A 12,744-nucleotide genomic window follows, 5' to 3' on the forward strand; every position below is an offset into this window, starting at 1 on the left:
CGGGATGCAGCGTTATTTTTTAGAGCATTCGCTGGGCAGCGAACAGCTGGAAATCACCGGAGATGATGCGAAACATATCAGCCGGGTAATGAGAATGCGGCCGGGGGATGCGATCATTTGTTGCGGCAACGACGGACGATGCGCGAAATGCTCGCTGCAAGAAGTGACGAATGACCGCGTCGTCGCCGTTGTGGAACAAATGGTCGATGACACGAGCGAAATGCCGGTTCGCGTGACGATCGCACAAGGACTCCCGAAAGCGGACAAGCTTGATCTCGTCGTCCAAAAAGCGACGGAACTTGGCGTACATCGCGTCATGCCTTTCCTTGCAGAACGATCCGTCGTGAAGTGGGACGACAAGAAGAAAGCAAAAAGATCGGAGCGGTTGCGGAAAATCGCGAAAGAAGCGGCTGAACAATCGCACCGGTGCCGCATCCCGGAAATTTTATATCCGCGCACTTTTGACGAATTGCTTACCGAGAGCGAGTCATACGATGTGAAACTCGTCGCATTCGAAGAAGAGGCGAAAGCCGGGGAACAGTCGAATTTCGCAGGCTTGGTCCAGTCAATCTCCCTCGGGCAGTCGCTGTTGGCGGTCGTTGGACCTGAAGGCGGCTTATCGACAGAGGAAGTCCGCTTGCTGCAGCAAAAAGGGTTTGTCTCCTGCGGCCTCGGCCCGCGAATTTTACGCACCGAAACCGTCGCGTTATATATGCTTTCGGCGATTTCTTACCATTTTGAGTTAATGAGGTGAACATCATGCCTACAGTGGCTTTTCACACTTTAGGTTGCAAGGTCAATCATTACGAGACTGAGGCGATTTGGAACGTGTTCAAGAAACACGGTTACGAACGAAAAGATTTTCATGAACGCTCCGAGGTGTACGTCATTAATACGTGCACCGTTACAAATACTGGCGATAAAAAAAGCCGTCAGACGATTCGCCGGGCGATCCGCAAAAATCCAGATGCGGTCATCTGTGTGACGGGTTGCTACGCGCAAACATCTTCAAAAGAAGTGATGGACATTCCGGGTGTCGACGTTGTTGTAGGCACTCAGGACCGCGAAAAAATGATCGCGTACATTGAACAGTTCAAAAAGGAACGTGAGCCGATCAACGGGGTCGGCAACATCATGAAAACGCGGGTTTACGAAGAACTGGAAGTTCCGACGTTCACCGACCGGACGCGTGCGTCGCTGAAAATTCAAGAAGGCTGCAACAATTTTTGCACGTTCTGCATCATTCCGTGGGCCCGAGGTTTGCTGCGTTCCCGGGAACCGCAAGCGGTAATGAAACAAGCGCAGCAGCTCGTGAATGCCGGCTATAAAGAAATTGTGCTTACGGGGATTCATACGGCCGGATACGGCGAGGACATGAAAGATTATAACTTTGCCCAGCTTTTGCGTGATCTTGAAGCGAAAGTCGAGGGTTTGAAACGCATTCGCATTTCTTCCATTGAAGCGAGCCAAGTGACCGACGAAGTCATCGATGTTTTAAACCATTCGGAGAAAATCGTGCGCCATTTGCATATTCCGCTGCAATCCGGTTCGAATACCGTTTTAAAACGGATGCGCCGCAAGTATACGGCTGAATTTTTTGCTGAAAAATTGGCTTTGCTGCGTCAAGCCTTACCGGACTTTGCCTTGACGTCTGACGTAATCGTCGGTTTCCCCGGGGAAACGGAAGAAGAGTTTCAGGAAACGGTTGATTTCATTACGGATAACCGATTTGCGGAATTGCACGTATTCCCGTATTCGATTCGTACAGGGACGCCTGCCGCTCGAATGAAAGACCAAGTTCCGGAAGACGTGAAGCACGAACGGGTGCGGAGATTGATCGATTTGTCGAATCAGTTGGCGAAGGAATACGCTTCGCGGTATGAAGGCGAAGTGCTTGAAGTCATTCCGGAAGAACCGTTCAAAAAAAATGCGTCCGACGGATTGTACGTCGGTTACAGCGACAATTATTTGCGCGTCAAGTTTCCGGCCTCCGCAGAGATGGTCGGCAGCATCGTGAAAGTGAAGATCACGAAAGCCGGCTATCCGTATAATGAAGGAGAGTTTGTGCGCGTCATGGATGACGACGTTCGTCCTTCGATCGCGCAATAACCGAAGAGAAGAAAGGAAAGCAGCATTCATGACACAACGATTAGCTCCATTGATTGATCATACGGCATTAAAACCGGAGACGACGAAACAACAAATTGAAACGTTATGCAAGGAAGCTGCCGCATACGGTTTTGCCTCTGTATGCGTAAATCCGACATGGGTGAAGGCCGCTTCGGCATTGCTGAAAGATTCAGAAGTAAAAGTTTGTACCGTCATCGGTTTTCCGCTCGGGGCTTCGACGACGCATACGAAGGTGTTTGAGACCCGAGAAGCGATCCGTGACGGAGCGACCGAAGTGGACATGGTCATCAACATCGGCGCTCTGAAAAGCGGGGACGACACACTCGTTGAACAGGACATTCGCGGCGTTGTCGAAGCTGCCGGCGACGCGGCGATCACGAAAGTGATCATTGAGACGGCGCTGTTGTCGAGAGAAGAAAAGGTGCGCGCGTGCCGGCTGGCAGTGCGCGCTGGCGCTGAATTCGTCAAAACGTCGACGGGCTTTGCCGGAGGCGGAGCGACTGTTGAGGACGTCGCATTGATGAGGGAGACGGTCGGTGCCGATGTGGGCGTAAAGGCGTCGGGCGGGGTACGCGACCGCCGGACGGCAGAGGCGATGGTCCGTGCCGGGGCAACGCGGATCGGTGCCAGCGCCGGCGTGGCGATTGTCAGCGGCGAGTGTTGAAAGATTCGAGCCGTGACGCGAGCGGCCCGGCAAACGGGAGTATCGCGAGGGAACAAACGCTGTTGAACAGCACGCTGGCGTGTGCGAGCTGGGTTCCCGGTACGCTCGTGAACCATGCGGCCCATGTGCCTAACAATGGGACGAAAGGGAGAAAAACAACGACACCGGCTGCATTGATCGCGATATGGGTGTAAGCGGCGAGTTTGGCCGCTTTGTTAGCCCTGATGGCGGCGATCCATGCGGTGACACAAGTGCCGATGTTAGCGCCGAGCATAAATGCGATTCCGGCATTAAGGGTCAATTGGCCTTCGTTGATGAACGTCATCGCAATGCCGGTAGCAGCGGTGCTGGATTGAATGATCGCGGTAAAGAACGCGCCGACGGCTGCGCTTGTGATCACGTCGTGATTCGTCATGATCAACAGGCGATGGATCGTTTTCAATTGTGCCAGCGGGCCGGCCAATTCTCCGAGACTGCTCATCGCCGTAAAGACGGCACCAAGGCCGAAAAGGACGCAGCCAGTGGAGAAAAGTCGTTGCCGGCGCGAGAAAAGAAGTGCGGCGCCGCAAATGAGTAACGGTATGACGGCATCGGTGACGTGAAATGTAAACAACTCTAAGGTGAACGTCGTGCCGATGTTCGTGCCGAGAACGATACCGATCGTTTGCTTGTAGCGGATCATTCCCGCGGCAAGCAAACCGACGGTAAGAACCATGACGGCCGAACTGCTCTGAACGACTGCCGTGGCTGCCACCCCGACGAGAAAACTCTTCCAGGGCGTGTTGGTCATTTTTAACAGTGCCGTTCGCATATGTTTTTCAGAAATGGATTGCAACCCGATTCTCATCACGGTCATGCCGAACAAAAAGACACTTATGAGAACGGCGAATAAACTGAGCCATTGATTCACCTGCATCACCTATTGTCATTCTATGGACGAGGATGCACAAGCATGATTGCTTTGTTTGCGTCGAAAGGAATGCATGACTTGGAAACACATATTCGCAGATTATCCGTTAATGATTACGAAGCGTTGCAGCAGTTGCAATCAGGCATTGCCGATGATTATGTTTTAAGAATTTTCCGGGAATCCGTTCGGCGAGAAGCGACTTACGGCGTTTTTTCTGCAGGACGATTGCTCGCGATGGCTGCCTATTCGTTGTATGCTGGTCGTTATGCCGTCCTCGGCCGGGTTCGAACGGACGCGCGCTATCGCGGCCATGGATTGGCGACGAAACTGCTTTCATTGATCTGCGGCGAAATCGAACGGCAAGAAACAGCGGATTGGATCGGGCTTTCTACGGAATGGTCAAACGGCGCGATGCGTCATGTTGCCGAAAAACTTAAGCTGGATTGTTTGTCGGTGTATGAATCTTGTGTGCTTGCCTTTGAGCGGCTGTCGGAATGGCGCACGCAGCTTCCGTTTCCGGAAGATTCCTGGGAGCCGGTGGAAGACGTCTCCGAAAAACGCGAACGGCTGATTTCGGCCGTGCAGACGATGGATCGTCCTCTAACGGTGTTTCCGTATGCGTGTTATTACCCTCTTCCTTTCGAAGCGGACTTGTTCAGCGCCGATTATGTCGCAAACGGACGGATGTATGAATCCGGCGGCCAGTTTTTCCTTCTCATGAATGACACAAAAGGGAAAGATTATTTGCATTTGAAAATTTTTGATACGTCCGTGATCGACGATCCGGGTTTGTGGCACACGGCAGCCAGGGAAGCGGAGAAGGCCGGCCGTGACCTTTGGGTCGACTTGCCGCCCGACGCGGTTGCTTCGCGCGATTGGCTGCGTTCTTTTCATTGCACGAGATGGACGTGTTACGGGCGAAAGACTTTGCCTTCGGTTGACCGGAGTCACCGCGTATATTATAATGGCAAGTGATCGTCTCCATTTACCTTACAGAATCAGTAAATTCGCCCCGCGAATCGGGACGAACTTGCTTCAAGTTTGCGGAGGGAGGGAAATTCATGGCTGATACAAGAGTTCGCAAAAATGAATCCATTGATGATGCTTTGCGCCGCTTCAAGCGTTCTGTTTCGAAAGACGGTACGTTGAAGGAGTTGAAGAAGCGCAGACATTATGAAAAACCAAGCGTGCGCCGAAAAAAGAAATCCGAGGCTGCCCGGAAGAAAAATCGCAAGTTTTAGAAAGGAAGTACTCCGATGAGCTTGAAAGATCGACTCACTGAAGATTTGAAACAAGCGATGAAGGCGAAAGAAAAGAAGAAATTGTCCACGCTTCGGATGATTCGGTCCTCGTTGCAAAACGAGCAAATCAAACTCGGTAGAGCGCTTTCAGAAGATGAGGAAATTACGGTGTTGAGCCGCGAATTGAAACAGCGCAAAGACTCCCTCCAAGAGTACGAAAAAGCCGGACGCGAGGATCTCGCGGAAGGCGAGCGTGCTGATATCGCGGTAATCCAAGCCTACTTGCCCGAACCTTTGTCTGAAGAAGATCTTGAACGGATCGTAGACGAAGCGATTGCCGAAACCGGCGCGGAAGAAAAAGGCGACATGGGCAAGGTGATGTCCGTCGTCATGCCTCGCGTCAAAGGGAAAGCGGACGGTTCGCATGTGAATCGCTTGGTCCAGCAAAAGTTATCGAAATAAAGCACGTCTCGTTTCGGGACGTTCAAAGTGCGGAGAAACCATTGACTTTCTCCGCACTTTTCTTGTTCGAAAAAGCTTCGCATGCACCTTCAAAAATGCCGAAGCGCTTTCGACAGCATGAACATCCTTGCTCGGGATGTTTTTTTAGTCCATTGAAACTTTTTTCCTTTCTGCTCGTATGTTATTACAAGATTCACAATTCATTCAATTAGGGGGTAAACCGATGGGTCTGGACATGGGAACCATCTATTTATTGATTGTCGTCGCCATCGTCATAATCATTTTAAGCATTTTGTTTTCGTTCGTGCCGGTGATGCTTTGGATTTCCGCTTTAGCTGCCGGTGTGCACATTTCGATTTTTACATTGATCGGTATGCGTTTGCGAAGGGTCGTCCCGAAGAAAGTCATTAATCCATTGATCAAAGCGGTGAAAGCCGGCCTTGATTTAAAAATCAACCAGTTGGAAAGTCATTACTTGGCCGGCGGTGATGTCGACCATGTCGTTAATGCGTTAATTGCCGCACATCGGGCGAATATCGAGATTAATTTTGCCCGGGCTGCAGCGATTGATTTAGCCGGCCGCAACGTGTTGCAGGCTGTCCAGATGAGCGTGAATCCGAAGGTAATCGAAACTCCATTTATTTCCGGCGTGGCTGGAAATGGAATTGAAGTGAAAGCGAAGGCGAGAATCACCGTAAGGGCGAACATCGACCGCCTTGTCGGCGGTGCAGGCGAAGAAACGGTCATTGCTCGAGTCGGTGAAGGGATCGTATCGACGATCGGCAGTTCTGACACGCACAGCAAAGTGTTGGAAAGTCCGGAATTGATCTCACAGACGGTGCTGAAAAAAGGACTCGATGCCGGAACGGCGTTCGAGATTCTATCGATTGATATCGGTGATGTCGATATTGGAAAAAACATCGGCGCCGGATTGCAGACGGAACAGGCGGAAGCCGACAAAAATATCGCACAAGCGCAGGCAGAGAAACGTCGAGCGATGGCCGTTGCCCAAGAGCAGGAAATGCGAGCGAAAGTGCAGGAAATGCACGCGAAAGTCGTGGAAGCCGAAGCACAAGTGCCGCTTGCGATGGCGGAGGCGTTGAGAAAAGGCAACATGGGTGTAATGGATTATATGAATTACAATAACATTAAAGCGGATACGGATATGCGCTCCGCGATAGGGAAACCGTCCGACGAAGGTGATACGAAGTAAGAAGAAGGAGGGGATCGCATGCCCGAATTCACATGGATCATCGTGCTGGTTATTATCGGTCTTGTCGCCTCTTATGCAAAGAATTTGATTTCGGCCGAGACCAAGAGGGAATTTTCGCCGACGCCGGTTTCGCCGGAAGGCGCGCGCGAGCGTTTGGGGGAAGAGAAACCGCAGCTTGACCAAACGGAGATTCTCGTCAGCAATGATTTCTCGGAGCCGGGGAAGGAAGCTGGAGATCGCAGGATCGAAAGCGAGGAGCATTCGACTATACGTTCGCAAGAGAAAATCCGGCCGCATGAAACGACGGATTACCGTCATTTATCGAAGCGGCAACTTCGTGACGGGTTCATTATAGGGGAATTGTTGAACGAAAAACCGAGAGCTAAGGAACCGCACCCAGCGATTATCCGTTATACGAACGAACAACGGCGAGGTTGACGGACATAAACTTGCCAACTTGTGAACTGCATGCCGATTGTTGGAGATGAACCGACAATTGCAGGCAGTTTTTTTTTATGTAAATTATTGCTTTCCCCGTGTTCCTCGTTCTGCCAACTTTTCTTTTTACCAAGTGATAGCCGAGCCATGTCGTTCATAAAGATGAAAAAGAGGGGGGTTCGAATCGATCATGGGTAAATGGAGGAATAAACTGAACCAATGGCTTGTCAACAATGTTGAACTTCCCGCAGACGTTGTCATGGATTTGCCGAGGATTACGATGATCGGACAACTCCACATTTACATAGAAAACCATAAAGGTGTACTCGCTTTTTCCCATAAAGAACTGCGGTTAATGCTCAACCAAGGACAACTGCTGATTAAAGGGAAAGGATTCGTGTTAAAAGCGATATTACCCGAGGAAATTTTGCTGGAAGGAACGATTGACGAAGTGAAGTTTTTGAATGTTTGAGGGGGGAAGCATACGTTGGACAAACATTGGATGGACAAGGCTTTCGGTCAAGTGCGCATCATCGTTCGCGGCCGGCGGACAGAGCAGTTTATGAATCGCTGTCTTGAACACAACATTACCCTTTCCAATATTGTGAGTCGAGATGCGTCCACGATCGAATGCACGCTGCCTGCTGGCCAAATCAAGGAGATTCGCCCGCTGCTCAAACATAGCGATTGCCGGTTTCATATTGTGGAACGGCGCGGGATTCCATTTTTTATAAGAAGATTGTCTTTCAAAAAGGGCTTTGTCGTCGGCATGATTGTTTTTGCTGCTGTTTTGTTCGTGTTGTCAAACATGTTATGGCGCGTGGAGATTCAAGGAGCTGATCCGCAAACGGAACAAGAGATTTCCGAAGTGCTGCAAAAGCTCGGTGTACAACCGGGAAAATTTATATTTTCACTGCCGCCGGAGGAAGACATTCAGCAAGAAATTGCTGCGAGCGTTGAAAAAGTGTCATGGGTCAGCTTGAAAATAAAAGGAACGACGTATCAATTCGACGTTGTTGAGAAGGAACTCCCGAAGAAAGAAAAAGCGTTGACACCGAGAAATCTTGTTGCTGAAAAAGAAGCGATTATTCACGACATTTACGCAGAAAAGGGGAAGCCTGTCGTCGAACCCGAAGATTATGTTCAAAAAGGGGACGTGCTCATTTCCGGCGTCATCGGCGGAGAGGAAAGGAATAAACGGGTGGCGGCGAAGGGGAAAGTATGGGGGGAAACATGGTACGAATCTAAGGTGACCCTCCCGCTAACGACCGAGTTGAAAACACACACGGGCAACAGCTATGTGAAGCGGTCGTTGGAATTATTTGGATTTCGTCTCCCGTATTGGGGGTTTGCCGGTCCGGATTTCAGGCATTACGACACACGTACAAAAACGACGCCATTGAAATTTTTGCAATGGGAACTTCCCATACGATTCGTGAAGGAAACGTTATATGAAACAAAACGAACGAAACGTACGTATTCTAAGAAACAAGCCGTCGCTAAAGCGAGGAGCGTCGGGAAACACGACGTGCTGCAAAAGATCGGTCCCGGCGGTAAGATTCTCTCGGAAAAGGTTTTGCGCGAAACGGTCGAGAATGGTAAAGTAAAGGTATTCCTGTACTATACAGTCATTGAAAACATTGCAACAGAACAACCTTTGATCGACAATAAGGAGACTGAGTAGATTGCCCGATGATTTGAAATGGATCGATCTCCATATCGAAAATCAAAATGAGGCTCAACAGTTGTTTGGCCCGAACGATACGCATTTGAAAGCGATCGAGAAACTGCTGAACGTCTCGATCACCACGCGCGGCGAGGGGATTTCTGTAACAGGCGAAGCCCGCAAGCGCGAACGAGTGGAAAATGTGTTGAAAACATTGTTGACGTTAATCAGAAGAGGGACGAAGATTTCCGAACGCGATGTTATTTATGCAGTGAATTTAAGCGAACAGGAACTGCTCGACGAACTGCTCGAGCTGTACCATGAGGAAATCACTGTGAACGCGAAAGGAAAGCCGATCCGGGTCAAGACGCTCGGCCAACGGCACTATGTCTCAGCGATGAAGAAGAACGATCTTATTTTCGGAATCGGTCCGGCCGGAACCGGGAAAACGTATTTAGCGGTCGTCATGGCCGTTGCCGCCTTAAAACGGAATCAACAAAAAAAAATCATCCTGACACGGCCTGCGGTCGAAGCCGGAGAACGTCTCGGATTTTTGCCGGGTGATTTAAAAGAAAAGGTCGACCCTTATTTGCGTCCGCTGTATGATGCTCTGCATGACGTGCTCGGCGCCGAGCAAACGGCAAGGCTCGTGGAACGCGGTTCGATCGAGATCGCTCCGCTTGCGTATATGAGGGGAAGGACCCTCGACGATTGTTATGTTATTTTAGACGAAGCTCAAAATACGACCCCGGAACAAATGAAGATGTTTCTTACCCGGCTCGGATTCGGCTCGAAGATGGTCATTACCGGCGATGTCACTCAGGTCGACTTGCCTAAAGGCCACAAGTCCGGATTGAAAATGGCCGAACAAATTTTGGCACCGGTGAAAGACGTGTCTTTCGTTTATTTGCAACAATCGGACGTCGTTCGTCATCCTCTCGTACAACAAATCATTGAAGCGTACGCGACGGCTGGTCATTAGTACGCAGTAAGGCGCTGTCGCGAGGAGGCTACAAAAGTGAAAGAACGTATTTTCGGTTGGCGTGAAATGAAAGATCATCGTTCCGTGAGAACGATCATTTACATTGTTCTCGGCTTTGTCATGTATTTGGCAATGGTCGACAATGTCATGCCGGAAAAGCTGGACATCCGGCCGTTTTCGATCGCGCCCGAAGATATTCTTTCCCCTGTGACGACCGTCGACGGTGAAGCAACGAAAGAAAAACAAAACGAAGCGGCCGCAGCTGTCGCTCCGAAATATACGTTCAAACAAACAACAGCGCTCGTGCAAATCGAAAAAGCGAACGCCATATACGATACCGCAATCAAAATCGCCCAACAAAAAAAGGCGATCACGTCTTCCACGGATGCGAACGGTGGACAGGCCGATACCACGAACGAAACGGAAAAGGTGTCAACAGAAGAAAAAATCAGTCTGCTGAAAAGCAACCTTTCGCAAAACATTGTCGAAGAATTGCCGAAGACGACGTTGAAATCGCTTGTAACGACACAACCGTCTGACTTGACGATCGCCAAAGAGATCACCGGAACGACCCTTAACGCCGTCATGGCGAAACAAATTAAATGGGGTGAACTTGCCAAAGCGAAACGGTCGGTCAACGAAGTGTTTCCTGAGTCTTCCCTTCCCCCGTCGCTGAAAAAAGCGGCCGAGGCGATCACGAAACAACTGATCGTTCCGAACTACGTCTTGAATGCGAAGAAAACGAAACAGGCACGACAGGAAGCGATCGAATCCGTCGATCCTGTCCTGATCCAGGAAGGACAAATCCTGGCTAAAAAAGGGCAGGTCATCAACCATCAAATGTACCACCAAATCGAGGTTGCCGGATTGTTGGACGACAGCTTTAATCCATATCCTTATCTAGGCCTCGGAATTCTTGTATTCTTGCTGATGGCGTTCGTCAGCTATGAAACGAGCGGTCTCGAATCGAAAGTCAGGAGCGGCAACACCTACGTTTTGATGTACGGGTTGGTCATGTTCGTCACTTTCTTGTTGATGAAAATCACGAGCCTGTTGTCGGAATTCCATGTTCATGGTTTGATTTTTCTCGTTCCCGCCGCGGTCGGAACGATGCTCATCCGGCTGCTGATCAGCGAACGGCTGGCGATCACCACCAGTTTCGTGCTTGCGGTATGTGCGTCCATTTTATTCAATGAATCGACGCTTGCCATCATGAATTTCACATTCGGGATTTACGTGCTTTTCAGCTGCTTGGCGGGAGCGGTGTTAATCGGAAAAAGAAATGCTCGTCCGCGCATCTTGAAAACCGGATTGATGGTGTCGCTCGTCAATATTCTCGTTGTGTTGATATTCCTCTTCCTGAAAACGAGTCAGCTTGCCGTATTCGATGTCGTTTTGAGTCTCGGATTCGCTTTTTTGGCGGGATTTTTGTCATCGGTTTTGACACTCGGCTTCATGCCGTTCTTTGAAGTTGCCTTTGGTATTTTGTCGACGATGCGGTTGATCGAATTGTCCAACCCAAACCACCCGCTGCTCCGCAAAATTTTAACAGAGGCCCCCGGGACGTATCATCATAGCGTCATGGTGGCGAATTTGGCGGAGGCGGCATGCGAAGCGATTGGTGCCAACGGACTGTTGGCCAGAGTGGCGGCATACTATCATGACATCGGGAAAACGAAACGACCGCGATTTTTTATCGAGAATCAAATGGGAATGGAAAACCCGCACGATAAGATTTCGCCGCAGCTGAGCCGAACGGTCATCTTGTCTCATCCTTACGACGGCGCGATCATGCTGAGGGAACACCGGTTGCCGAAAGAAATCGTCGATATCGCTGAGCAGCATCACGGAACGACGCTTTTATCGTTCTTTTACAATAAGGCGCTGCAATCAGGAGCAGCCGACGTCAGCGAATCGGAGTTTCGTTATCCGGGTCCGAAGGTGCAAACGAAAGAAGCCGCCGTCATCGAAATTGCCGACAGCGTCGAAGCGGCAACACGATCGTTGAGCAAACCGAAACCGGAAAAAATTGAATCGCTCGTTCGCAAAATTATTACGGCACGCCTTGAAGACGGGCAATTTGACGAATGTCAATTGACGTTGAAGGAACTCGATACGGTAGCACAGTCGATATGCGAAACGTTGAAAGGCATTTTCCATTCGCGGATCGAATATCCAGAGGTGGATTGGAAGAAAAAAGTGGGGCATGCTTAATATGATTATTGATATTCAAGATGAAACGGGCACATTGCACGACGAGCATTTTGAAGTCGTACGCGGTTTGCTTGAAGCCGCTGCGGCTGCGGAAAACATTGATTCAGACACCGAAGTTTCAGTCATCTTCTTGAACGATGAAAGCCTTCACGAATTAAATCGAACGTATCGCGGCGTCGATCGTCCGACAGACGTATTGTCTTTTGCATTAGAAGAGGAAGGCGAGGACGAGCCGGCGATCGTTGGTGATCGTTTTCCGCAAGCTTTAGGAGACATTGCCATCTCCGTTGAGACGGCGGAACGGCAGGCGAACGACTATGGACATTCGTTCATGCGCGAGATTGGATTTTTAGCGGTGCACGGCTTCCTGCATCTATGCGGGTACGATCACGGCACGGTTGAACAAGAAAAACGGATGTTCGAAAAGCAAAAGGGATTATTGACGGCCTATGGACTTGAAAAGTAACCGAAACCGCCGTTCAAGACTGTTTATTTGTTTCAAGTGGGCGTTTGAAGGATTGATGTACGCGTTGCAGACGGAACGAAACGTCCGCATTCATTTTACGGCAGCTATTGTTGTGCTTGGTGCCGCTTTTGCGTTCAACTTTAGTTATTACGAACGGTTGCTCTTGTTTGGGGTCATCGGCTTCGTCATCGGAATGGAGTTGGTCAACACGGCAATCGAACGGTTGGTCGACCTGGTTTCCCCCGGCGAGCATCCGCTTGCGAAAAGGGCGAAAGATGTCGGCGCAGCCGCCGTATTGACGGCGGTATGCGTCGCGGTAGCCGTAGCCATGACGATATTTTTCCATCACTTCATGTAA

15 protein-coding genes are annotated in these 12,744 nt (G+C 50.1%); 14 read left to right on the forward strand and 1 reads right to left on the reverse strand.

Translation table 11 applies throughout. The annotated features are described in order from the left end of the window. Nucleotides 1-4 precede the first annotated feature (4 nt). The 3 genes from VFK44_08475 to deoC are packed head-to-tail and all read left to right on the forward strand — an operon-like array spanning nt 5 to nt 2,794. Nucleotides 5-754 carry a 16S rRNA (uracil(1498)-N(3))-methyltransferase gene (locus VFK44_08475; GenBank protein HET7628409.1) on the forward strand — a complete coding sequence of 250 codons (750 nt, stop codon included), beginning with the start codon at nt 5-7 and terminating at the stop codon, nt 752-754. Between the two features lie 5 nt (nt 755-759). Next, nucleotides 760-2,109: a tRNA (N(6)-L-threonylcarbamoyladenosine(37)-C(2))-methylthiotransferase MtaB gene (gene mtaB / locus VFK44_08480; protein HET7628410.1), complete on the forward strand. Its 1,350-nt coding sequence runs from the start codon at nt 760-762 to the stop codon at nt 2,107-2,109. Nucleotides 2,110-2,137: 28 nt separating this feature from the next. Next, entirely contained in the window at nt 2,138-2,794 is a 657-nt protein-coding gene (deoC, locus tag VFK44_08485) for a deoxyribose-phosphate aldolase (GenBank protein HET7628411.1), read from the forward strand. On the opposite strand, the gene VFK44_08490 is transcribed toward deoC, so the two are convergent. Further along, on the reverse strand, nt 2,778-3,704 hold the full coding sequence (locus VFK44_08490; GenBank protein HET7628412.1) for a Na/Pi symporter: 927 nt from the start codon (nt 3,702-3,704) through the stop codon (nt 2,778-2,780). The two genes, deoC and VFK44_08490, sit on opposite strands and share 17 nt — an antisense overlap. Before the next feature lie 42 nt (nt 3,705-3,746). On the opposite strand from VFK44_08490, the gene VFK44_08495 reads away from it, so the two are divergent. The 11 genes from VFK44_08495 to VFK44_08545 all read left to right on the forward strand — a co-directional run bounded on the left by VFK44_08495 (nt 3,747) and on the right by VFK44_08545 (nt 12,744). Then, a complete protein-coding gene (locus VFK44_08495; GenBank protein ID HET7628413.1) occupies nt 3,747-4,679 on the forward strand; it encodes a GNAT family N-acetyltransferase in 933 nt (310 codons plus the stop codon). 86 nt (nt 4,680-4,765) lie between these two features. Continuing rightward, nucleotides 4,766-4,945, forward strand: coding sequence for a 30S ribosomal protein S21 (gene rpsU, locus VFK44_08500; GenBank protein ID HET7628414.1), 180 nt, complete (start codon nt 4,766-4,768; stop codon nt 4,943-4,945). Nucleotides 4,946-4,960: 15 nt separating this feature from the next. Beyond that, nucleotides 4,961-5,407 (forward strand): GatB/YqeY domain-containing protein, encoded by a 447-nt coding sequence (locus VFK44_08505; GenBank protein HET7628415.1) that lies wholly within the window; start codon nt 4,961-4,963, stop codon nt 5,405-5,407. A gap of 229 nt (nt 5,408-5,636) precedes the next feature. Further along, nucleotides 5,637-6,620 (forward strand): flotillin-like protein FloA, encoded by a 984-nt coding sequence (gene floA, locus VFK44_08510; protein ID HET7628416.1) that lies wholly within the window; start codon nt 5,637-5,639, stop codon nt 6,618-6,620. Nucleotides 6,621-6,638: 18 nt separating this feature from the next. Beyond that, nucleotides 6,639-7,058: a hypothetical protein gene (locus tag VFK44_08515; GenBank protein ID HET7628417.1), complete on the forward strand. Its 420-nt coding sequence runs from the start codon at nt 6,639-6,641 to the stop codon at nt 7,056-7,058. Nucleotides 7,059-7,248: 190 nt separating this feature from the next. Further along, on the forward strand, nt 7,249-7,530 hold the full coding sequence (gene yqfC / locus VFK44_08520) for a sporulation protein YqfC (protein HET7628418.1): 282 nt from the start codon (nt 7,249-7,251) through the stop codon (nt 7,528-7,530). 15 nt (nt 7,531-7,545) lie between these two features. Then, nucleotides 7,546-8,742 carry a sporulation protein YqfD gene (gene yqfD, locus VFK44_08525; protein ID HET7628419.1) on the forward strand — a complete coding sequence of 399 codons (1,197 nt, stop codon included), beginning with the start codon at nt 7,546-7,548 and terminating at the stop codon, nt 8,740-8,742. Between the two features lies 1 nt (nt 8,743). Then, on the forward strand, nt 8,744-9,706 hold the full coding sequence (locus VFK44_08530; GenBank protein ID HET7628420.1) for a PhoH family protein: 963 nt from the start codon (nt 8,744-8,746) through the stop codon (nt 9,704-9,706). A gap of 36 nt (nt 9,707-9,742) precedes the next feature. Then, nucleotides 9,743-11,920 (forward strand): HD family phosphohydrolase, encoded by a 2,178-nt coding sequence (locus VFK44_08535; GenBank protein ID HET7628421.1) that lies wholly within the window; start codon nt 9,743-9,745, stop codon nt 11,918-11,920. Then, nucleotides 11,913-12,386, forward strand: a complete 474-nt coding sequence (gene ybeY, locus VFK44_08540) for an rRNA maturation RNase YbeY (GenBank protein HET7628422.1) — start codon at nt 11,913-11,915, stop codon at nt 12,384-12,386. The genes VFK44_08535 and ybeY overlap by 8 nt, the downstream gene beginning before the upstream one ends. Then, on the forward strand, nt 12,370-12,744 hold the full coding sequence (locus VFK44_08545; protein HET7628423.1) for a diacylglycerol kinase family protein: 375 nt from the start codon (nt 12,370-12,372) through the stop codon (nt 12,742-12,744). The genes ybeY and VFK44_08545 overlap by 17 nt, the downstream gene beginning before the upstream one ends.

This window comes from Bacillales bacterium (assembly GCA_035700025.1).
Taxonomy (GTDB): Bacteria; Bacillota; Bacilli; order Bacillales; family DASSOY01; genus DASSOY01.